The organism is Bradyrhizobium cenepequi, assembly GCF_020329485.1.
GTDB classification, from domain to species: Bacteria; Pseudomonadota; Alphaproteobacteria; order Rhizobiales; family Xanthobacteraceae; genus Bradyrhizobium; species Bradyrhizobium cenepequi.
On record NZ_JAGKJI010000008.1, the window covers coordinates 123,848 to 146,874 of the forward strand.

Here is a 23,027-nt window from a genome sequence, read left to right on the forward strand (position 1 = left end):
AGTTTCGTTAGGAACAGCGACATTGCGGTGAAAGCCTGCACTCAGCCGTACGGTACCGTTCGAAGCTCGCTACGGAAGTTAATGAGTGGATTGCCTTGAGCTGATCGCGTCGCGACAATCCGGCCGATAAAGATCCCATGGGTGCCGACGACTTGGTGGTGATGCAAGACGCATTCGAGCACGCAGATTGCGCTTTGCAGAATCGGTACGTCAAGAACGCCCTGATCCCATGGCGCTGTATCGAAACGGTGGACACCGTTTGCGCCATGCCGGCCGGCGAAACGCAGTGCGAGGTCTTGCTGATTGCCGCCGAGAAGAGTCACGCCAAAAGTGCCGTTGGCGAGTATCGTGTCGTGAGTTTCGGAACTTGCATTAATACCGACCAGCAAGCAGGGCGGCTCATTGCAGATCGAGGTAATAGAACTGACCGTTAGTCCGCGCCGTCCGACAGCCGTTCCGGTCGCTACAATGGAGACACCGCTCGCCAGATTTCGCATGGCTTGGCGAAACTCGATCGCCTCGATGGACTGAATATCGCTCATCCGGGAAGACGATTGCCAGCTCACAGCCCAGCTCCGGAGTGGCGCTTGACTTCGAACGTTTGCGCTATGCGGGGATTGCGTGGGTCGCGACTTCCGAACTTGCGCCCGCGCAGTTCGTATTTGATCGTACCGATAATCTGACTGCTCCACAGCAGGATCTGGCGATGCAGCTGAACACAATCGGTGGCTCCGCTTGGATGACAACGTTCAGCGTACCTCCGCGTCGGATCGCATCCGTTCCGCGTCCTCGTGGCGTAGCAACAGCGATGGCGAAGGGGCCCCGTACGCCCGAAGGGCAGGCGGTCGGTGATCTGTCTGCGCGTGGCGTTAGTCGCTGCGAGTTGTTCCTCGGTGTGAGATTGGCATCGCCGTCGCGCCGTTTTGCTTTCCGACGCTGTTGAAAAGGCGCTCTTTCGCGACGAGAAGACGCTCGTCCAGCGTCGCGTGCAACGAAACCCGCAGCTCGGGCGGGATCGATTCGTCTGTATCGATCATTTCCCGAAACCTCCGAAACATGCGTTCGATCTTTGCGATCGATTCGAGTACCGTGATCATCTGCCAGGACATCATTGCTTGTCGCCTTTGGCGCGAGAGCGCGAAGCGTGAGTCCCCAAGCCGCTTGTCCTTTCGACGATCTCGGTGCGTCGCTTTGCACCGGCTCTCGCGATCTTAGCGGCGGTCGATCTGTCAGGCGCCGCATTGGCTTCGATCAGCTCGGCAAGGTCGATACGGTACGCAGGCGGCAGCCTGATAAGCGCGCTGCTCCGAGCATACACCGCCCTCATCTGACGAAGCTTCGCCTCGATTTGTGAAACATTTTCCATGATTTGCTCTTACTGTCTTAGGTTAAGCTACGGCTATTCCGTGCAAACGGTGCATTTCGTCCCACCATCGCCGGCCGCGCTTCTCGGCCGTCGTCAAATGCAAGACAGAGCACCGGCTCGGTGCGGACGTGATTGAGTTCCGCGGACCTCTGAATGCTGATCTAGCCGTTGTCGAACAGCGGCGACACCTCAATGTCGCTTGCGGCGAGCAGCATTCGGAGCGAAGCGAGCTCCGCTGGGAGGCGTTGCGCGCCATCACTGCGCTCCGATCGCAACCGTCGCCTCGCGCGAGAGCAGCGCACGGGTCGCCGCCGTCACATCGGCCTGCCGCATCAGGCGTTCGCCGACCAGGAAGGGCGAAATGCCGAGCCGCGAAAGCCGCATGAGATCGAAGTGCGAAGACGCCTCTTTCGCGGACGATCAGGCGATCTTTGGGAACGAGGCGCGCCAGCGCTTCGCTGCTCGCCAGTGTCGTCTCGAAGATGCGCAGTTTGCGGTTGTTGATGCCGATCATTGACGATCGAAGGGTGAGGGTGCGATCGAGTTCCGCGCGGTCATGGATCTCGATCAGCACGTCCATGCCGTGCGCCAGCGTGGCGGCCTCGATGCCGCGGGCCGCAGCGTCGTCCAGCGCGGCCATGATGATCAGGATGCAGTCGGCGCCATGGGCACGCGCCTCGGCCACCTGATAGGTGTCGAACAGGAAATCCTTGCGCAACACCGGCAGAGTTGTGGCCGCGCGCGCCGCCGCAATGAAACCGAGATGCTCCTGGAAGGATGGCGTGTCCGTCAGAACGGAGAGGCAGGCGGCGCCGCTCGCCTCAAAGGCGTTCGCGAGCGAATGTGGATCGAAGTCGGTGCCAATGAGTCCCTTTGAAAGCGAGGCCTTCTTGATCTCGGCGATCAGGGCATGCTCGGCTGCAGCATGTTTATTCCGGATCGCGCTGAGGAAGCCGCGCGGAGGCGGCGCACGCCGCGCGAAAGCCTCGACGTCTGAAAGCGGCAGCGCGCGCTTGGCGGCTGCGATCTCTTCGCGCTTATAGGCTTCGATCTTGGTCAGAATATCGGACATCGGCCAGCTCGGCTGTCAAGCGTTGGAGACGGCGATCAGGTGTTTTAATCGCGCCGCTGCGGCGCCGCTATCAAGCGATTTCTGCCCAAGGGCGACGCCTTCCTTCAACGTCTTGGCACGGCCGGCCACGATTAATGCCGCGGCCGCATTGAGAAGCGCGACATCGCGATACGGGCTTGGGGTGCCGTCGAGCACGCTTTGCAGCGCGACTGCATTGGCATCGGCATCGCCGCCCTTCAGCGCCTCGCTGCCGCAGCGGGGGAGACTGGCCTGTTCCGGGGTCACTTCGAAGGTCCGGATCTCGCTGGTCTCAAGCGCGGCAACAAAGGTCGGGCCGGTCAGGGTGATCTCATCGAGTCCGTCCGAGCCGTGCACCACCCACGCCGACTCAGCGCCAAGATCCTTCAACACCTGCGCCAAAGGCTTTACCCACTGCCGCGAAAACACCCCGACTACCTGTCGCTTGACGCCGGCTGGATTGCACAGCGGTCCGAGCAGATTGAAGATGGTGCGGGTCGCAAGCTCAACCCGGGTCGGGCGAACGTGCTTCATGGCGGGATGATGGACGGGCGCAAACATGAAGCCGATGCCGGCCTCGTGCACGCAGCGAGTGACGTCCTCAGGGGTGATGTCGATCCTCACGCCGAGCGACGTCAAGACGTCGGCAGCGCCCGAGCGCGAGGACAGTGCGCGGTTGCCATGTTTGGCCACCCGTACGCCAGCGCCAGCGACGATGAAAGCGGCGCAGGTCGACACGTTGACCGAGCCCGAAGCGTCGCCGCCCGTACCGACAATGTCGACGGGATCGCGCGGCGAACTGACTCGCAGCATCTTACTCCGCATCGCGGAAGCCGCGCCGGTAATCTCTTCCACCGTCTCGCCGCGCACCCGCAGCGCCATGAGAAGTCCGCCCATCTGCGAGGGTGTGGCTTCGCCCGACATCATGCTGTCGAAAGCGGATGCTGCTTCCTCGCGGGTCAGCGTGGCGCCACTGGCGACTTTGCCAATGATCGATTTGAGAGCGTCCATCGTGCTTTCGAACGGTGCTTAGTTGTTGCTACTGGCGGCAGTTGCCTAGGCGAAGGCGGCCTCGTTGATGAGCCGATCTCCTTTTCCAGATTGCTGACGAGGGCCGCCAGCCGCTTGTCGGCACAACATGCCTTGAAGGCTCTCTTTCAGCTCTTTGCTGTCGTCCGATGCGAACTCGACAGGCGGCACGACCTCGCAGCCTTCCGGCTTCATCAGCGGGAGGCCGATTCGAACAGGCGTCCGTGCCAAATTTGCAATCATGCGCACGACAACCCGGCTGCCGCGTCGGCCGGTACCCATTGCTTGCGTGGTGTAGGTCTGGTCATAATTCCAAGCCTACAACCTGACGCTGCGTAAGGTTCAACCCCTTTCAGTGGTTTGGCTGAACATTATTCCATTGTGCCGCCAACAGTATGTATTTCCTCGCGTTCCTGAGGCACGAGGACACAAGCAGCCAAATGCAAGCCGCCGCCATCGTGGGAACCGCTTCCCAGCGCAGTCTGGCTGACATGAGAACGCTTACTGCGGGCGTTTCCAGACAGACGCGCTCAAGATCCTTACGGCGCAAAGAGGAAGGATTGGAATGCAAAACGGTGGCCGACGTGCCCCGGCCCTGTCTCGGACATTCCAGAAGCGAATAACGCTAGCGAGGCCAGCGCCGAGCGTGTTTGAGACCGCCCATCGGGTTCGTGCTTCAACGACATATCGGCATCGGAAACGCATAGATCACCATTTGCCTGATGACGTCGCATTGACACACGACCGATTCTGAATCCGTGCGCCCGTGTTGCGTCAGAACGTCGTTTTTAGCCATCAGCGGCTCAGTGGTCTCCGCCGGAGCGGGTTTGAGGCCAATGCCCTCTGGCTGCTTCGGGAGTGTCGACACTGGGGCACATTGAAACCGGATCCGGCTGGTTGAGTTGAACTGACAACAACAACCGTCACGATTGTGTATAATGGCGTGGAGAGCGCCCCAAACTGCGCGCTGCGTGTCGCTGATTGTAGCCATCGATACCTCGCCTAGCATTTGGCAGCGGCAAGACAGCGATCCTTCATGAGACCCAGCAACGCCAGCGCCTCAATCTCGAAAATCCTCACAGAAGCGCGCGACCATCTCGGTATCGCTATCGATATTGACGTTCAAGACCAAAGCGAGCGTTCGAGCTGCTTCATCCGAGGCGATGGTGGACTTTGTCATGAATGAAGCGGCGGCTTCTGAGGCAACGGAGGGCATTCAATCTCTCGCGTCGACGGGACGGTTTTTGTGCTGCGGTGCGACTCGACGGACCGGAATCTGGGCAGGATCCTATCAGGGGGCACGCCGACATTCCGATGGCGCGGGGGTGAGCAGGAGGCTGCTGTTACGGCGCCGATCATCAGGGATGTGCGGATTGCTTTGTTCTGTTTCTGATTGTGCTCTGTCTCTGATTCGCGTCGTCTCGGTGAAACGCCTTCGTGCTCGCCTTGCCGTGATCGCCGCGAGCTTGCTCGCGGTGATCAGTCCTTGCGCCGCCTGATCTGTGCGGGCGGACGCGATGCATGGTGACGTTGATCGAGCGGATGCCGGCAAGGAAGCCGGCGCTGGCTTCGAGCTGGGGCCGGCGTGCGCCGCACTCGTGTGCGCGAGCAGCGCCGGGTGAAGGTGATGCGTTTCACTTGCCTTCCTTTCCGTGGGTGTGGAGGGAGACCCGGCCGCCGAGATGAAAGCCAGCCAAATCGAAGGATGGGCACGACCACCGCCTTGCGACCTGATCAGATCGCTACATTCTGAAGACGCCGTAATTTGGCGCCTCGATGGGAGTATTGAGCGAGGCGCTCAGGACGATTGCCAGCGCGTTTCTGGTGTCGACGGGATCAAGAATGCCGTCGTCCCAGATTTCGGAGGTTGCATAGTAGGCGCTCGATCGTTCCCGATACTCGTCCAGTATCGGCTCTCGAATGGCTGCCAACTCCTGCTCCGACAGGCGCCCGCCCACGTGGGCCAATTGTCTTGCCTTGACATGGGTGAGCACACCTGCCGCTTGCTCGGCACCCATCGCAGAAATCTGAGACTGCGGCCAGGTGAACATAAAGCGCGGGTCGAAAGCCCGTCCCGCCATAGCGAACGTGCCCGCTCCGTAGGAGCCGCTGCAAACGACCGTAAATTTAGGCACCGACGCTCCAGACACGGCCATGATCAGCTTGGCGCCATCCTTGGTGATGCCACGCCGTTCGTATTCGCGGCCGACCATGAAACCGGTAATATTCTGCAGGAAGAGCAGGGGCGTTCGGTTCTTGTCGCACAATTGGATGAAGTGAGCGCCTTTCAACGCACTGTCGCTGAACAGCACGCCATTGTTTCCAAGAACCCCGATTTGATATCCATGAAGCCGCGCGAAGCCGCACACCAAAGATTCGCCATAGCGCGGCTGGTATTCATGGAATCGGCTGCCATCGACCAGACGGGCGATGATCTCCCGCATGTCGAACTGCACTCGGGGATCCTTGGGAATGATGCCGTACAATTCGGATGCATCGTAGGCGGGAGGCTCTGGAGGGGCTCGATCGATGGAGGCTTTCGTAGGGCGATCGAAGCGCGCGACGATGTCGCGGGCAATGGCAATCGCGTGCATCTCGGAGCTTGCGAAATAGTCGCTCGTCCCAGACACGCTGGTGTGCATCTGAGCGCCGCCAAGCTCTTCGACAGACACGTTCTCGCCAGTGGCGGCTTTGACGACTGGGGGGCCGCCGAGAAAAATCGCTCCCGTGCCCTGCACGATGATGTTGTAGTCGCTAAGCGCCGGGACGTACGCCCCTCCCGCGGTGCAATGACCCATTGCGACGGCGACCTGCGGCACTCCCATCTTCGAGAGAATGGATTGGTTGCGGAAGATTCGACCCGCGTGGTAGCGATCCGCGAAGAACTCCGCCTGCAAAGGTAGAAATCCGCCGGCACAGTCGCACAAATGAACCACGGGAAGACGGTTCTCGATCGCCATGTCCAAGGCCCGCACGATCTTCTTGACAGAGAGCGGATACCATGCCCCGCCCTTCACGCTGGCGTCATCGGCGTGAACAATCACCTCGCGACCCGCTACGATGCCGATGCCAACGACCTGCGCTGCGCCCGGCACCTCGCCATCGTAAGCCTTGTTAGCGGCCAGCGTCGAGAGCTCGAGGAACGGAGTTTCTGGATCGAGCAAAGCCTCGATGCGATTACGAACAAACAGCTTGTTCTGCCGCCGCAGGCGCTCAAGGTCCCGTTCGGGACGGCTGAAGCGGGCGGCGCGCTGACGCTCCTTCAATTCGGCCGCAAGTCGTCTGTTGTGGACCTCGTTGATGCGAAATTCTTGCGATTTGACATCGGCCACAGAAGCGATCCGCTGCATCTCAACGCCCTTCCTTCGAGAGCATAACCAGAACAGCGTCTCGCTCGAAACTCTCGCCTTCGCTGAAGTGAATTCGGTCGACCACGCCGTCCTGTGGAGAGCGAATGACGGTTTCCAACTTCATGCTCTCGATCGTCATCAGCGCCGCGCCTGCGGAAACGAGTTGACCAGGCGAAACGCTGGTCTTAACGACGACGCCCGGCATTGGCGCGCGGGCCACGAGGTGATCTTCCTCATTATCTGCACAAGCGAGCGTTCTCAACGGGTCGCGGTAGTGCAAGATGCGCGTCCTGCCGCGGATATGCACGTGAATCACGTCTCCGTCGATGGCGAACTTGACCGGTTCGCTTTCGCCAGCGATGGTAAGGACGCCGCAACCGTCGCCTTGATAGGAGAATGCGACCGGGGCAATTACTTTGTCACGCAAGTGAAGACGATAGCCCTGCTGGCAAGGTGAAAGCCATAACTGGTAGTCTACGCCATCAACTTCGAAAGAGTGTTTCACGTCAGTTTCTCCAACTGCCCAGCGCTGCGTGAAGCGCGGGCACGGCATCTGCCGATTCGCGGACTGGTCTGGTCATGAGCGCGGCTGTCGCCAGGAAGGCCGACAAGTCGGACGCAGGGTTGCCCGCCGCAATATGCGGATTTTCCTCCAAATACCCCGTATGGACCTGTCCGCTCAGAAATGCCTCGTCCGCGAGGATCCGCGCGAGGAAGCTTGCGTTTGTCTCGCAGCCGAGAAGCACCAGGTCCCGCATCGCGCGATAGGCCTTCATCGCAGCCTCAATGCGCGTGGGCGAATGCACGATGATCTTTGCGAGCATGGGATCGAACACTGTCGTGATCTGCTGGCCCTGCAAGATGCCACTGTCAATCCGTACGCCGTCGCCGTCCGGGTACTGGAGAATTAGTACCTTGCCGGTCGTCGGAAGGTATCCGCGTTCCGGGGCTTCGGCATACAACCTAGCCTCGATCGCGTGTCCTTTCGAAACGATATCGGACTGCGAAAATCCAAGTTCGCGGCCCGCGGCGACATATATCTGTTGAGCGACAAGGTCGATGCCGGTGATCATCTCGGTCACAGGGTGCTCAACCTGCAGGCGCGTATTCATCTCGAGGAAATAGAACTCTCCTCCGCTGAAGATGAATTCGACAGTGCCTGCGTTTCGATAGTTGGCGGCACGGGCGATCCCAGTGGCAGTTTCGCAGATCCGTTTCCGCAAGCCCGGCGAGAGTGCCGGCGCGGGCGTCTCCTCAATGATCTTCTGGAACCGTCGCTGCACAGAGCACTCCCGCTCGAAGAGATGGACCACGTTTCCGAAGGAGTCGCCGAGCACCTGCACTTCGAGGTGCCGCGGGTTCTCGACATATCGTTCGACGTAAAGCCGCCCATCTCCGAAGTACCGCTGGCCCTCACTGCGCGCCTGCGCAATCGCATCCTCCAGGGTATCGAGATCGCGCACGATGCGCATGCCCTTGCCGCCACCGCCCGCCGAAGGTTTCACCAGCAAAGGGGCTCCAATGGCCCGTGCCCTGAAAGCGAACGTCGCTCGATCATCTTCTTCGATCGCCGAAGGCGCGACCGGAAAGCCGTTTCGCTGAACGAAGTTGCGGGACCGGATCTTGTCGCCCATCAGTTCTATGCTTTCGGGAGCTGGCCCGATGAACGCAATGCCGGCCTTTATCACGGCCCTGGCGAACTCCGCATTCTCGGAGAGAAATCCATAACCCGGATGGAGGGCGCCGGCGCCCGCCTTGCGGGCGGCAGCGATGATTTGCGCGCTATCGAGATAGGCCGCGATCGGCGTGTCACCGCTGATGGCAATCGCCGTGTCGGCCATGTCGATGGCCTGCGTCCTCGCATCGGCATCGTGGTAGACAATTGCGGAGCGAAGCCCGAGCTTGCGCAACGTCTTGATGATTCGTACGGCGATCTCGCCTCTATTGGCGATCAGAATGGTCTCGAAGGGTAGTTCACGCATGCGCCTATCCGTCCAAACAAGTGCCAAAGGTCGGGAACCCGCATTAGCGAGCGGTTGGTGCCGCCCTCAATTGCCCGCGGCCGTTCATCTGTCCGCATGCGAGATCCGGCGTTGCCGGCCTATAGATCAGGCTGGGGGCTAGTCACGAACGCGGGCCGATCGAAGGCTCGGCCTATTGGTGGTGGCTCATTTCGAGCCTCCTTTTCCTTTGAGAGAGTCTCGAACTGATATCACGTAGCGACATTGCTCACTCAAGCTTGCGAACTTGGCTCTGAGACAAGCAGTGATCGCGTCCTCATTCGGTATGAGGCTGCTACAAAGGTTAAACACGTCCGGCGTGCAAGCCTGTCGCTCCTCCGCTGTCACCGTCCGATCTCGCGCACCCGCCCGTTCGGTGCATAGAGCTGCTGTCGTCGCAACAGCAACAACAAGCGCTGTTGTATAGCGGTGCGCTTTGAAGATCCAAGACCGATGCGTTCGCTGCATTTGATTCACGATATCCTCTTCAAGTTGGTACATCCTGCGGTATTGTTCTTCCTGCGCGTGGCGCAATATGGCCTGTCTCCTGGGAAACAGGCCTGAACCATTCAAAGCATTGAGGGCCGCGAAAGCACTCTTGCGGATCTGCGCACCTATCTCAGTGGTGCTTCTGTCATCAGTCTCGCCACCGCAGTATCCAACATCGGCAGTGTCGGAAACGACGGCACAAGGGAGGCTGGCTGCACTTGCAGCCAAAACGCACGAGCAATTGGCATTTTGGGCTCCCGATGTTGGCCTGAATCTGCGGTCGGTTTTGCTATGCCATGGACCGCCTCAGACCTCGCTTAGTCATGACATACCGCAACCGTCGGGCACGCGGAGACAGCTCATAAGCCGCCAGCTGGCCGATGAGCTAAAGAGCCGCCAACGCAGGACGAGACAACCATTGCGCCCCGGCTAGACGAAAGAGGTCGCGATAGCGGTAGAATATGCGCCGAACGCAAGGAATTCCGCCATTCAGTTACGTCCAGCGCGTCCCTGAGGCTGCACCCATCGTCGAGAGCGACCATTGGGCACCCACGACCGCCGGGGTCATCACCCAGAGTGTCCTTTCCAGTCCGAAAACGGTGACTCAAGCACATCCCGCTCTGATCTCGAAATGCTCATCCTGTTCCGGCTGGAACTGGACCGGTACCCCTGCGGTGCACAGGCCGCTTTGTCTTCGGGGGAGTGCTCGAGGATCGTGACGGGCTCTTGCAGCGTGAGCTTAAGAGTGTGAGACATTCGCAATTCTCATTACCTGTCGGGAAGCTTTTTAGCCGGCCGGAGGCGGTCGCCACCTGCTTTGAGATCGTACAATCTAACGCTACGTGCGATTCAAGCCCCTCGAGCTTGGTTGTGTGAATATATCCAAACTCGCAGACCTCAAGAGCCATCTGGCGCCAACCCAGAGGCGGAGCCTTCATTGGCTGAAAATCGCACTTCATTCTCATCTAGATGGAAGCCGGGGCAGGCGTGCACGAATAGACAAGCCGAGGGCGATGTCATCTGATCTATTCGAGCCCAGCCGCGAGCTGTTGCCATGAGTTGCGCCGTCAGGTCAACGTCCTCATCTACATTGTAGAATTACGATACAAAAAATGCTCGCGACCGGTTCCGCTGGAGCCGCGGCCTCAGATCAAACCCTGGATTTGAGGAGACTGCGCACTCATCGTGCTCCCGCCGGGGAGGGTCCTTCAGCGCGGTTATCGAAGCGCTCCAGCGCTCAGCGCGCGGGCGCGAACGCGATCGTCGGGACGGCAGTGCTGAACATGAACGGCGCACCCGTAACCCTAGAACCGCCTATGTCTCAGCAGCTTCAAGCCGCTCATAACCGACATCTACTCATTCGTAATCACACAGGACGTCTATTCAGATGGTCGATCGCAAGAGCTCCGCGGCCGATGTAACGCATCGACAATGTACCCTCGCTCTCAAGAGAGTCGCCGCAGCACGGACCGACGCGCCGTCATTGGTGACGGAAATGAAGGAAGGCTGGGTAGGCGACCCCTGCTAAGCCCCACGCGAGATCTATCGCCCTAATTCGGTTGACCCGCAATGCGCAACGAAACAACGCTTTAGTCTATGGTCCTGCTGCGCTTCCGAGGTTTCCGTCGTGAAGCCTTTGTGGCCGCCCGTTTCGGCGAATGAAGGCGCGAACTATCGCTTCATGATCGTGACCAGCCGGCCTTTTTCCGAGCGCGTCGCGAAAGCGTGCGCAGCGGCGTTGCCTTTGGTCAGCGCGCTCGGCTCATCGAACTTTAATGACCAAAACATCAGGATACTCGGAACAAGGCGAGATAGTTAAGGCCGAGTGGCGAGTCCTTTCGGGCGGCGGCCTACGTAATCGTACGGAGAGCGGGTGTCGCATTTTTTTGATCTACAAATTGCATGCTCATCGACATGAACCCGAAAAATCCATTCTACGGTCCCAAACACTGGCGAGGGCGTGCGGAAGCAACGCGGACCAAAGCGGACTCATTCGCCTACGGCAAGTTCAGAGACAGGCTCCTTAAGATCGCCGAGGAATATGAGAAGCTAGCCCGACGCGCAAAGGAGTGGCAGACGCTCAGAAAGGATGGCGAGGCAGGTTCTAGTCGCAGTTTCTGATGCGTCGCTGATTCTCGACAAAGTACTCAGCTAGCTCGCTCGGAGTGGCTAGGTTTGTTCCTTGGCTCGATGGTCGGCCAATCCGTTCGGATCTCGGCCGCCGCTCGCCACCGGCGCGCAAATGAAGTCTCCACGACGTCGAAATCCGGAGGTCGTCCGACTACTGACTTGGATCCATCTTACTAGCAGGCGCAAACTAAACTATGCCGCCGAGCAGTTGGCCCATACGCACGCGCGTCCGCCCGCAAATGAAAACCTGTGCGGCCGTAGCACCGGCGGACTCGACGCCTATCATCGGCAACTTTCGCGCGGCACATCTTTTGCAAGAGTTGTCTGGGGTCTGGACACGGTCCTTTGCCGCGCCATGCCCCAACCGGCCCGACGCACCTCATACCCGGCAGTGTGCGTCGGGCTTCGTGCTCTTTCAGCATAGAACATCGCATTTCACGGTGGCTAAATCGGATGTACCCCGCTTCTCCGATGGCCGACAAAGCGACGCCATTCCACTCGCATTGTGGGAATTGTGACACTGCCACGCATGCAAAATCATAATCTCTTTTTGTGGTGCTGGAACAGCGTGGGCGACAAGCTCCCGGGTGTGTGCAGAGCGCGTTCGTCAACCTGCATACGCTGCATCGCGGGACTCATTTGCCGAGCCGAGCGAGTTTTGGAACATCTCGGTACCCCCAATTGTCTGTCTTTCCTACTACCGCATAGGGACATCTGCTATGTTCGATGTCGAGACGAGCCTCGCTCTGACGCGCAGTCCTGAACGAACTTTGCGACAACGTTTCCCAGCACCAAACCGGCGCGGGCACGCACGTTGCCTCTAAGATCGTTGAGGCCGCCACGCGCGGAGAGCCCTCAGCCGCCCACTCACGCGTGTAGCCAGAGGGCGCACCATGTGGCGCTGGCTTGGCTGCATTGGCACGCCATCGCGCTTATGAGAACGCATAGATGACCCAGCAGATACCGGCCCAGAGGAGCGCGCTGAGGAGCATCGCCGCAAGCGGCCAGAAATTCCGCGTTGCCCGCGGCCGCAAAGCATCAGGACGCGATGCGCGAGCGGCTTTACCGCCTTCAATCACGCGCGGTCTTGGTTTGTGCCAGTGCGTCATCCGTACCCCATCGTTGCGCTCCGGTAGTTGACAGAGCCATGGCTAGGGTCACAGCAAAATCGAAGATCGCCAAGCCAGGCGAACGGCGTCCGGATTCCGCTAGGATCACGGTCATGAGGCTGTCAACCTGATCATCAACTTAGCCGACTGCCAGATCCCAGCCGAGACCGTTTCCATATAGTCCAGCTCTGGCTCTCGAGCACCGAACCCTAGCGCTCGACGATCGCGTAAGCCGCCGGCCCTTCTGGAAAATTGATGAAGCCCTGCGCTGCCTCGCTGTCGGCGCCGCTCTTCAACTGCGCGCCACATTGCCGAATCGTATTATCGAGCTCCCGCGGCATCAGCCAGCACGAGGCGGCCTCATCGCCAACCAATTGAGATATCGCGACAAAGGCGAGCTCGTCATAGCCGCTCTCGTATTGATCGGCCCGCGTGATGTTTGCGCCCTCGACGCCCTTCGGCTGCATGGCGCTTGTGCAGTGAGGGACAGCTTCAACGCCACATTGATCAGTGTCAATCGAGCAGGTCTCATTGTGAATTCCTTGACTGGTGACCAGCGCACCGCCTTTCTAGCTGCGGCCGTCTTTCATCTCAGCAATCGGCGTGCCGCACGCGAAAATGCTGTGGGCGCCGCCTGAAAGAGAGAAAGACCAAGTTTGCCGCGGCACCCGCGGAATGATTTAGCTCCCGTAGTCGGGTTTCCCACATCGACGTCTTCAACCGGACACAACTGGTACGACAAGATGCAAGGCAATGACGTCGGTCGCCTCTCCTGCTGCCAACGCGGCAACAATGCGTTAGCACTTGCGGTGGATCACAATTCAGCGCCGGCCTTTCGCCAACCGGCGCGCCATCAGATCGACTGTTGGATAATTCTCTTTCTCAGAGGAGCGACTGAAGTGGCGATGGGAACTGTGCAGTGGCTCAACCTGACCGAGGGCTATGGCTTCATGACGCCAGACGGCTCTGACGTGTCGTGCACATCTCAGCGGTCGACAGGGCGGGTTACACGGGGCTCCCAGCAGGAGACAAGATCAGCTACGAACAAGTTACCGGCCGGCTAGGAAAGATATCAGCCGAAGATTTGCGTATTTAGCATTCTGCTTGCCGAGCCGAGACTTGCTTGGCACCGGCGCGCCTAAGGCAGGGGATTGTCTTTGACGTACGCTTATGCCGCGCGCATAGCACGTAGCGCGGAGACACTGACTACATGGGCTGTCTCGCTTTGCGTGGGGCGCGCATCGTGGCGAGCATCATTTTCGCTCCGTCCTAGACGATTCGACTTGAGCGCTCGGTACGCGCGCGCGGGGCGCCGTGCGAATCTTGCCGCGCCTTCTTGGATCCACATCCTAGCGATTCCATCGACTCTAAACCCAGTACGCCCACCCGGCGAATGCTCTCTAAGAGCGCGCACGACTTCCTCCAAGCCTGAAATTGCGAAGCTTCATCACTTGGCAAAAATTTGCGCAGGCGGTGCGGATCAATCCGTCCTTGGGGCATCACGTGTTCCAACGCATGATCTTTGAAACTGCCGCCTATCCGCGCACTTTCAGAAGGCGCCTCCGAAACCCGTTCCGAAACTCTCTTCCGCCGGTCTAACGGCTGGTGCTGCGCAGCCGCGTGGCGCAGAAGCAAATGCGAGCTCAATCCAGGCTCTCAACGCAAACGCAACTAGTCGGCCACATAGATGACGCATTGGCACTGTTTCTCGCTCGGCGAGCAGCGAGAGGCTAAGGATGAGCAAGGAGTACATCGAGACGCAGCATCAGGCCGGCATACTCCACGGCCGTTCGGGCCGATTACCCTTCGAGCTTGCCAAGCATTTCGGCGGCCATGCTGCAGAGCACGGAGTAAACATTCTCGATGTGATTGCTATTAAGGCGAGCCCCCAGCATCGACGACCAGAAAAACCTGTAACTATGCGGCTACTTTCGGGTGCTGACGCCTACCAACTTGTCTTTGCACGGGCAGGGGCGAGGAGCAGCTGGTTGCCAAATTCTGCTAGCCTCAACGGCGCGCATCTTCTGCCTGCCGCCGTGACAGACGTGGCCCGCTTCGTTGGGGATCAGGGCATGTCGCACCAAAGGTGCTGCTTCCAGAACTCGTCGCCATTAATGAGCAACATGTGGCGTTGTTCTAGGGGCGCGCCCGGCAAGGCTCGCGTCGTGACCGCGGCATTCAACGGGGCTCAACCCGTCGAGCCGCCGCGAGTGCGGCAGCAAGAGCAGCTCTTCCGAGCGCTGCCTTTCGGGCAGTCAAACGTGCATTGTGGCGGCTCGGGACGAAGCCGCGCGTAGCTGGAAAAAGGAAAAAATGTGAAGCTGAAACCAAAACCGCAGGCTGAAAAGCCTCTTCGCGACCGGATCGAGCAGATCCGTGCGGAGGCTGATGCGTTCGTTGAGGCAAAAGTGAAGGAGATTGTAAATAGGCGCGAAAGCATGCCCCCTCCAACAGCAAGTGTATCAAAGCCTTACTGTGCCGATCGGTGTCGGGACCCCACGCCGATTCACATAGGGCTCCTGCCCTCCGACTTCGTCCCAATCACATGTTTCTCTGTCAACCGTGAGCCCTACACGGCCGAGCTGGGGCCGGAAGGGCCCCGCGACGTTCTTCTCATCCATCCCTCCCAAGCTGGGCAGATGGATGAAGCCGGGCCATCGTCGGCTGCCAGGCCATCTCATGAGCGGCGACTGGATTTCGCGTCTGTGATCCGCGAGGGGCGTTGGGATTACAACCGCGAACGTTTCGCTCCGCTAGAGCTCGTCCAAGCACTGGACGACGAGGGTCTGCTGCCGAGCGCGGGCTGTCCAACGCATATTCTCATCGAAGGTGTGCCCCATAGGGCCGAGTTGGAAGAAACGGGCAAAGGACCGCGCGTTCGTCTTTATCCTCTTGGCTGAACAACTCGGTTGGATTGCAACCCCAAGGCTCAGCGGGTTCGCGCACCGGGTAGGCGTGCCACAGCCCAGCTCGCGGCACGGGCATGCCGCCTCACCAATGGACGTTCGGGGCGTCGCCGACGGCGCAAGGTCTTATGCCGATCGAGTTCTACCGCCTGTGCAAGTGGCTGACGAAATAGGATATCAGCGCCGCTACCGGCATCCACTTCGTTTCACTCGCTGCGACGTCCGCTGGAGGTGCTTTCAAAATCCCTGCCGGTTGAGACCCGGAAGGTTGCGGGGATGATGTGGGACGTTCTCAGCACAGATTGTCCTCCCAGCTCAAATGTGACGAATAGGGATGCTCGGCCTCCAAATGTGGCAATAGGTTTGCCCCTGCGGCACTGGCGACCACGCAGCATATGGCGGAGCACCATCTTACAACTCGTTCAGCTGGTGCTCAAAGCTCGTTGGATCCGCGGGCGGTGGAGGTGAGTCGGGCTGTGGGCCCGTGTTCAGTGGTCCGATTGGGTTGAAATCCATCTCGAGCTCGATCAATCATGCCCGCTCGATGAAGCGCTCGATCGGGGGCGAGCCGCACGTCGCTCCTGATTAAGCACGCCTCTTGCGCTACGTGCGCATTGGCGTCGTCCACTTCGAACCATCTTGACAGCGGCCAAACAACCTCACCAACAGGTCGGACATTATGACCGCAAGCAATCCGACCAACCTCAAAAGCTCTTGTATCACGGCAATTCGCCACATGTGGAGCCCGGCTCAAGCCGACCGCTGTAGCATCACCATCAATTCGAGATCGCGGAACATGGTGTAATTCCGCCGGATCCACTGATGCAACTCCGCGGACGAATCCTTCTCGTTGCGCAGATAGCCGGTGAACGAAAAACTCAATCGGTCGACGAAGGTCTTTAGAAATACCGGCAGCGGCGAAAAGCGGAGTACACGCGCGCCATTCATGGCTTCAGGTAATTCGCTGCGCAGCACGAATTCATTATGAACGGTGATCAGCGCCCCTGGCGGAATCTGCCACCGCAGCATCTCATAGCTGCGCGAGGAGACGCGGTCGGTGCCGGCGACGAATAGGACGAGCGGCGCGATATGGCGGCGCACCGCCTCCTTCATGAAGCCGATCTCCTCGCACATCTTGAAGAATTCATCGAAGGCATGGAAGCCAAGATCGATCACCTTGGCCACCCCGTCATTAATGATCAGCCGGTCCATTAGCTGCATCTTGCCGTAGGTGTCGATCACATCCGCGGTCTCAGTGATGTTAGGGAGGTAATCGACCAGTGACGGCTCCTTCAGGTTGACGTCGAAGGAGAGCGCAGTTCCGTGCTTCAGCAGCAAGAACTCGCTCACCAGACGAGAGACGAGGGTCTTACCGACCTGCGGGCTTGGGGAGCAGATGATGTAGACGGGCGTGGCTGACATCGCCGGTAATATCAAGCGAATTTCGTACGTAGTTCAGTCCTCATCGCGGAACGAGCAACTATTTTTCCCCGCCGCGGGTCACTGACTTGGCGCCGGCCAAGTCAGTCAAGTTGATGCGATCATATTCGCGCCAGACATTGGCGAGCCAGTGCCGAACATAGCCGCGCAGGACGAAGGAGTAGTTCGCGGCCTCGTCGTGCCGCGCCTTGTTGGCGACGAAGCTGACGAACGGGACGGAAGCGACTTCGACCTGCTCATAGGCCATCTCGTTGAGCTTGGGGATCGTCAGCTCGGTCGCGTTCTTGATGCGGTGAAAATAGGAGTTGTAGGTCGACTGGTCCCACTGGAAGAACTGAGTGTCGTTGATGAAGTTCTTGACCAGAAGATATTTTGCACCACCCATGAAATTGGCGGTCTCGGCGATCTCGTCCAGGGAAGCGATGGAGGATCCCAAGATATGGAACACGGCAAAGGTGATTTGGCCGGACCGCGCGGCATCCAAAAAGCCGATGTCGCGCAATGAGGCCAGCGCCGGGGACAAGAGGCCTGCGCGGACGTCGATCACGGTGACAGATAGCCCTGAGTTCAGGGTGTCGAAGATCTTCATCTGATCCGCGGTCGTGGTCATGTCGACGATCTCAGTGATCTCAGGGTGGAATCGCTTCAGCGTTCCTCGCGGCGACTCCGTATCGAATGCGCGTATCTGCACGTTATTGACGCTGAAATAGTCCAGAAGCGTTCGCGATACGGTCGTCTTGCCGACCCCACCCTTGTCCGCGCCCACTACAATCACAACTGGCTTCACCATGGAATTCCCTTCGCGCTATCCGACCGCAAAGCGCGCGATCGGCAAGTACCAACTCTGCTTTGGACGCGAAGATGGCAGAAACAAGGGGTGATCGAATCTTTGAGGCGTCACCAACCCGATTGGTGGGGATTTCCCAATACCAGGCCATCGGGACGTGGAAACACGAAGATGAGAACGGAAGGACCAATTGCTGTCAGTGGCGTTCCACGTCAGGTTTGTAAACATCCAGACGAGCCGTTTGCCAAAACAAAGACAGCGCCGGCGATTTTCACTGCGATCACCATCAGCTGAACGCCGTTGCGAATACAGATAAGCATTATATAGCTTGAATCTCACGTAGCGTCAGGTTGTAGGCTCTGAAGAGCGATGGCCAGGCTGTACCACGCAGATGCCTATGGCTCATTGGCTAATCAAATTCGCACGGTATGGCTTGCTAATCGTCAACCTTCTCGCTTGCGGGTGATGACGCGATCATCCAGGTACGTCTTGTGCCAAGACGGGAAGGGTCTCGCCCCACCCACTGCCATAACGTGGTGCTGCGCCGCGGCCAACGAATTTGAAGCGGTTTATGACCGTCAGGGAGAAACGGATGAAGCTAGGATTATTTTATGAACACCAGTTGCCGCAGCTATGGGAAGACGGCAACGAACGAAAATTGTTCAGTGACGCGCTGGAGCAGATCGAACTCGCCGACCGGCTCGGATTCGACCACATGTGGGAGGTCGAGCATCACTTCCTGGAGGAGTACTCCCACTCGTCCGCGCCTGAGGTCTTTCTGGGTGCCGTTTCGCAGCGTACAAAGACTATCCGCATTGGCCACGGCATTTGCCTTTCCTCCCCAAACTACAACCATCCGGCGCGGGTGGCAGAGCGCCTCGCGACTCTTGATTTGATCTCTGGTGGTCGTGTCGAGTGGGGGACCGGAGAATCCGCGTCGCTGATCGAGATGCATGGCTTTGGAATCGAGCCCAAGCAGAAAAATGCCATGTGGCGGGAAGGGGTCGAGCAGACCGCCAATATGATGACGATGCGGCCGTATCCAGGGTACGACGGGCAATTCTTCACAATGCCGACCCGTAACATCGTGCCAAAGCCGGTCCAGAAGCCGCACCCACCGATCTGGATGGCGTGTTCCCGGCGCGACAGTATTTTGCGTGCCGCGCGCCACGGGGTAGGGGCGCTGGTTTTTGGCTTTGTGGAAGCGTCCCAAGCGAAAGTTTGGTGCGACGAGTATTATCAGATCATCAAGTCCGATGAGTGCGTGCCCATTGGACATTCAGTGAACGCCAATATCGCCACTCTCAACGGTATGATGGTTCATGAGAACGCCGAAGAAGCCATGCGTCGAGGACTCGATGGTTTCAAGTTCTTCGGTTATTCGATCGCGCATTATGCGGTATATGGCGAACACCGTCCTGGGCGCACGAATTTGTGGCGGCGCTTCCAAGCGATCAAGGACGACATGAAGGAGACGCCAGGCTCAGGCAGCATCGGACAGCCCAAGAGTGTTCGCGAGCACCTCATGGGGTATGCCGATGTCGGTATCGATCAGATGATCTTTATCCAGCAGTGCGGCATGAATAAGCACGAACATATCTGTGAGGCACTCGAGCTGTTCGCCAAAGACGTCATGCCTGCGCTAAAAGAACGGGAAGACGAGCGCGTTCGACGTAAAGAAGAGGAGCTGGCACCCTACGTACAGGCAGCACTTGCCCGCAAGCCCTCGATGCCCGAGCTGAGCGAGTCAGACATCCCGAATGTCGAGGCGATTGGCATCGTCCTCGAGCGTTGTACAGGTACGGACTACGCTTCGGCGGGTGGCACCTACGCGGACCCGACCCGCGGAGGCGCCATTCCGATGGCTTCACGTGAGTCCTTCGCCAAGTCGACCAAAGTCGACTGAGAGAAGGCCACGATGGGATCTGGCCGAGTTCATGGGCGTGTGGCGTTAGTGGCCGGCAACGGCCGAGGAAATCCGCCACGCATCGCTCACGTCAGGCTGCGACGTTATCTTTCTTTTCGGGCCCGCTCGTAACAATGTTGAGCGCACAGCGCTGCTGAAAATGGTCCCGGAATGGACCAGCCGACGCAGCGGATTTGGTCCCGCGAGTGCGATGGCGTGCATTGGCAGCTTGTGTCCTGCTGCCCTGAGGAGTGCGAGGAGATGCACCTCGCTCGCGGCAGAAATCAGAATGAGATTCTGAGAGAAGAACAAAAACAGCTTGAATCTCACGTTGCGTCAGGTTGTAGGCTTGAAAAATGTTGACAAAAGCCACACCCATGCAGGCGTCGATTGCTCATTGGCAACTCAAATTTGAGTGCCATGCAACATTAGCATTGAGAGATTCGTGTCTTCGAACGCATGAAGCGCGGGCATCCTCGTGACGCTTTCAGTCAGTGTGCTTTTCGAGAGGCTGCCTCACTTCGCGTGATGGCAGGTCGAAACAGATCGGAGTCAAGGCAGATCGAAGATCTCGCAAATCCAAGAGGGCTCGAAGTGGTGCGCCGTGGAGGTAAATCAGTCCGTGGAAGCGCTTGGGGCGGCCGGCCTCCCGTAAGGCGGAGTCACCTATGTGGGTGAGGCGTGCGCCGCACTGGGTGGGTCGCGTGGCACGTTGCGGCCGTCTTAGGGCCGCGCACGCGCGCAGCCGATCTTCGTATGCAAGTGGCGAGAGCGCCGCACTCTTTGAAGTGCGGTACCACTGCGAAGGAGCTGAACTTCTGTGATGTCTTACTGCTTTCTCCTCGCCTCGTGGGGCACGTTGGGAAACCTCAGTCCGCTGCTCACCGCGGCCCGGCGGTTGCGCCGGCATGGTCACCATGTTCGGGTAATTGCGGATCCCGCCATGCGTGCAGAAGTCGACGCCGGCGATTTCGAGTTCGTGTCATGGCGAAGCGCCCCAATCGGTGAGGCTGCGGATCCAGCAGATGTCTCGAACCTGCGAGATCGGATGCGCAGGGTCGTCTTTGAGCCTTGCTCTGCTTACGCGACGGATATTCGGGACGAAATTGGCCGCCTACCAACGGATGCCGTCCTTAGCCTCGATTTTCTGTTCGGAGCGGCACTCGGGGCAGAAGCGTCCGGCGTGCCTTTTGCGTTTCTTTCGCCTCACGTCAGCCTTCGGATCCTGCCAGGAATGCCGCCGGCTACCTCCGGATTGGGCCAGCCGAAAACGCCAGAGGAGCGCGCCGAGGTGGCGGCAGCCTGTGCCGCTCTCTCTGGCGCGATGAATGCGTCTCTTCCTATCCTCAATCAGGCCCGCGTTGATTTCGGACTTCCCGTTCTTCCTGATGTTATGGATCTGTTCGACCGGGCTGACCGAGTTCTGCTCGCGACCAGTCGGGCCTTCGACTTCGAAGGCACCTTTCTTCCGGACAATTTCCGCTATATCGGACCGTTGCTCGATGTGCCGAATTGGTCCAAGTCGTGGCAGGCTCCATGGCCCGCGCAGCCTGATCGTCCCCGCGCGCTGATCGCCTGTAGCACAGGTGCGCAGAACCAGCGCGATCTGTTCCAGCGCGTCATCGACGCCGTCGGAAAGGTTGACATCGACGCTGTGTTCACAACAGGTCCGAATCTGGACGTGGCCGACTTTCGCGCTCCGCAGAACGTGCATTTGGTGCGCGGTGCTCCCCATGACTCCATCATGAGGGACGTTTCCCTGGTCATTTCACAAGGCGGCCACGGCACCGTCACCCGTTCACTGATCAACGCTTTGCCACAACTCATTCTGCCAATGGGACGAGACCAGTTGGCCAACGCTGCGCGAGTCGAGGCGAAGGGTGTGGGACTTCGATTGGGGCCGACGGCTTCCGAACCGGATATAGCGGCAGCCATAAACCGGCTGATCACGGAACCGCAATTCAAAGTCGCAGCCCAGAAGCTTGGCGAGGCTATTAAGGCCGATATCGATACATCTGGCCTTGTCACCGAGATGGAGCTTCTCGCCGCTATCGGACGTCAGCGACATAGCCACTCATGAGTTTGGGTCCGTCGCGGACCGGCCGGAAAGATCAGCGAAACGGCTATTGCTCGATGAATTGCCTCTCGCTGGTGAAAACATTTCCACGCGCCGGCTGGCGCAATCTTGGCGCCAATCGAAGAGAAGCCTGGGCCTTGCGCATTCATCCCGATTCATCTGCCTTCACCTTGTTACTTGGCCTTATGGCTTCCTTGCCGACGTTTGCCATTGACACGATCCTCCCAAGCCTTTCGGCGACCGGAGACGATCTCCAAGCGACCTCGGTCGAAGTGGGTTTGGCGATGAGCGTCTATCTCATGAGCTTGGGAGCGACCCCTCTCGCTTATGGGCCGATATCGGATCGCATCGGCCGCAAGCCGATCGTTCTGTTTGGCTGTGTACTTGTTGTCATCGCAAGCTTCGGCTGCATGTTGTGCATTTCGCTGCCGCAGTTCCTGATTTTTCGCGCGCTCGAGGGAGCCGGTGCTTCCGCTAGTGCGATTGCTGCCTTTGCAATTGTCGGAGACATCTTCGACGGCGAGGCCGCAGCCGCAAAGATGGCCAACGTGGTTTTGGCGATCTACATCGTCCCGATGATTGCACCAACCATCGGCGCGGCGCTCCTCGCGCTCAGTAGCTGGCGGGCTATCTACCTCGTGCCAATCGCAGGAGGACTGGTGTTGCTTATGGCAATGTCAGACTTCAGCGAGAGCGCGAGGATTGATCCGAACGTTAGGCTCAGCCCTGCGCCGATCGTCCGGAACTATCTTCGCATTCTCCGGCATCCCGTCTGCGTGGGCAACATCCTTTGCAATGCCGCGGCTGCTGGAGCCATGTTTGCTTATTTCACCGGCTCATCCCTGTTCTTCATCAATGCTCTGGGTCTCAATCCGTATGAATATGGTGTGATCTTCGGAGCAAGTTCGCTGTCGGTCATGGCCGGCACTCGGGGCAGCAGAAAACTCAGCGGTTGGGGGCTATCGCCCGCGCAAGTGATTACGGCGGGGCTCGCACTCTCGACTATCGTGGCCACATCTCTGCTTCTGATGGCGCTCGTGGGAGGCAAATCGGCTGTTGTCGTGGTGTTGGTAATGGTCGGTGTCGCATTGTCGTTCGGCTTCATCTCGCCGCATGCCATGAACGAGGCGCTGCAGCAGATAGCGGAAATCGTGGGGTCCATCAGTGCCGCAAGAGCTTTCGTGCAAATGATCGGCGCCGCTTCGTCCCGCGCAACGGTCGCTGCTCTTTTCGACGGGCATTCGGTATTTTCGATGGCGGTAGTGATGTTTGCTTTCTGCTTGCTGTCGGTTGCCGCTTACGCCGGCATCGTTCTTCCGGCCGAAGGCTGAGCCGAGGTCCATGGAAG

General features: G+C 59.0%; 15 protein-coding genes and 1 pseudogene. 4 read left to right on the forward strand and 12 right to left on the reverse strand.

Features of this window, described 5'->3' with window-relative positions; all coding sequences use genetic code 11:
• Positions 1–41: 41 nt before the first annotated feature.
• From J6497_RS12295 to J6497_RS12345, 10 genes and pseudogenes are all read right to left on the reverse strand, one after another.
• A complete protein-coding gene (locus J6497_RS12295; RefSeq protein ID WP_225704519.1) occupies positions 42–566 on the reverse strand; it encodes a flavin reductase family protein in 525 nt (174 codons plus the stop codon).
• A 303-nt stretch (positions 567–869) separates the two neighbouring features.
• Entirely contained in the window at positions 870–1,112 is a 243-nt protein-coding gene (locus J6497_RS12300) for a hypothetical protein (protein WP_225704520.1), read from the reverse strand.
• 509 nt (positions 1,113–1,621) lie between these two features.
• Positions 1,622–2,438: pseudogene (gene trpC, locus J6497_RS12305) on the reverse strand (indole-3-glycerol phosphate synthase TrpC).
• A 15-nt stretch (positions 2,439–2,453) separates the two neighbouring features.
• Complete coding sequence (gene trpD, locus J6497_RS12310) at positions 2,454–3,467, reverse strand: anthranilate phosphoribosyltransferase (protein ID WP_225704521.1); 1,014 nt, start codon at positions 3,465–3,467, stop codon at positions 2,454–2,456.
• Between the two features lie 45 nt (positions 3,468–3,512).
• Positions 3,513–3,734 carry a hypothetical protein gene (locus tag J6497_RS12315; protein ID WP_225704522.1) on the reverse strand — a complete coding sequence of 74 codons (222 nt, stop codon included), beginning with the start codon at positions 3,732–3,734 and terminating at the stop codon, positions 3,513–3,515.
• 811 nt (positions 3,735–4,545) lie between these two features.
• The gene (locus tag J6497_RS12320) at positions 4,546–4,701 is read right to left on the reverse strand and encodes a hypothetical protein (RefSeq protein WP_225704523.1); all 156 of its coding nucleotides are present in this window, start codon (positions 4,699–4,701) and stop codon (positions 4,546–4,548) included.
• Positions 4,702–5,227: 526 nt separating this feature from the next.
• On the reverse strand, positions 5,228–6,835 hold the full coding sequence (locus J6497_RS12325; protein ID WP_225704524.1) for an acyl-CoA carboxylase subunit beta: 1,608 nt from the start codon (positions 6,833–6,835) through the stop codon (positions 5,228–5,230).
• Between the two features lies 1 nt (position 6,836).
• Complete coding sequence (locus J6497_RS41545) at positions 6,837–7,340, reverse strand: acyl-CoA carboxylase biotin carboxyl carrier protein subunit (protein WP_225704525.1); 504 nt, start codon at positions 7,338–7,340, stop codon at positions 6,837–6,839.
• A gap of 1 nt (position 7,341) precedes the next feature.
• Positions 7,342–8,817 (reverse strand): acetyl-CoA carboxylase biotin carboxylase subunit, encoded by a 1,476-nt coding sequence (locus J6497_RS12335; protein ID WP_225704526.1) that lies wholly within the window; start codon positions 8,815–8,817, stop codon positions 7,342–7,344.
• Between the two features lie 3,955 nt (positions 8,818–12,772).
• Positions 12,773–13,030 carry a type 2 periplasmic-binding domain-containing protein gene (locus tag J6497_RS12345; protein WP_225704527.1) on the reverse strand — a complete coding sequence of 86 codons (258 nt, stop codon included), beginning with the start codon at positions 13,028–13,030 and terminating at the stop codon, positions 12,773–12,775.
• Between the two features lie 1,848 nt (positions 13,031–14,878).
• Here J6497_RS12345 and J6497_RS12355 point away from each other — a divergent pair.
• The gene (locus tag J6497_RS12355; RefSeq protein ID WP_225704528.1) at positions 14,879–15,463 is read left to right on the forward strand and encodes a hypothetical protein; all 585 of its coding nucleotides are present in this window, start codon (positions 14,879–14,881) and stop codon (positions 15,461–15,463) included.
• Positions 15,464–16,219: 756 nt separating this feature from the next.
• On the opposite strand, the gene J6497_RS12360 is transcribed toward J6497_RS12355, so the two are convergent.
• Together J6497_RS12360 and J6497_RS12365 are read right to left on the reverse strand one after the other, a co-directional pair.
• Entirely contained in the window at positions 16,220–16,891 is a 672-nt protein-coding gene (locus tag J6497_RS12360) for a hypothetical protein (RefSeq protein WP_225704529.1), read from the reverse strand.
• Positions 16,892–16,949: 58 nt separating this feature from the next.
• On the reverse strand, positions 16,950–17,699 hold the full coding sequence (locus J6497_RS12365) for a P-loop NTPase family protein (protein WP_225704530.1): 750 nt from the start codon (positions 17,697–17,699) through the stop codon (positions 16,950–16,952).
• A gap of 589 nt (positions 17,700–18,288) precedes the next feature.
• Here J6497_RS12365 and J6497_RS12370 point away from each other — a divergent pair.
• The 3 genes from J6497_RS12370 (at position 18,289) to J6497_RS12380 (ending at position 23,010) form a co-directional block, all read left to right on the forward strand.
• On the forward strand, positions 18,289–19,602 hold the full coding sequence (locus J6497_RS12370) for an LLM class flavin-dependent oxidoreductase (RefSeq protein ID WP_225704531.1): 1,314 nt from the start codon (positions 18,289–18,291) through the stop codon (positions 19,600–19,602).
• Positions 19,603–20,545: 943 nt separating this feature from the next.
• Positions 20,546–21,682, forward strand: a complete 1,137-nt coding sequence (locus J6497_RS12375; RefSeq protein ID WP_312010278.1) for a glycosyltransferase — start codon at positions 20,546–20,548, stop codon at positions 21,680–21,682.
• Positions 21,683–21,735: 53 nt separating this feature from the next.
• Positions 21,736–23,010: an MFS transporter gene (locus J6497_RS12380; protein ID WP_225704533.1), complete on the forward strand. Its 1,275-nt coding sequence runs from the start codon at positions 21,736–21,738 to the stop codon at positions 23,008–23,010.
• Positions 23,011–23,027: the final 17 nt, after the last annotated feature.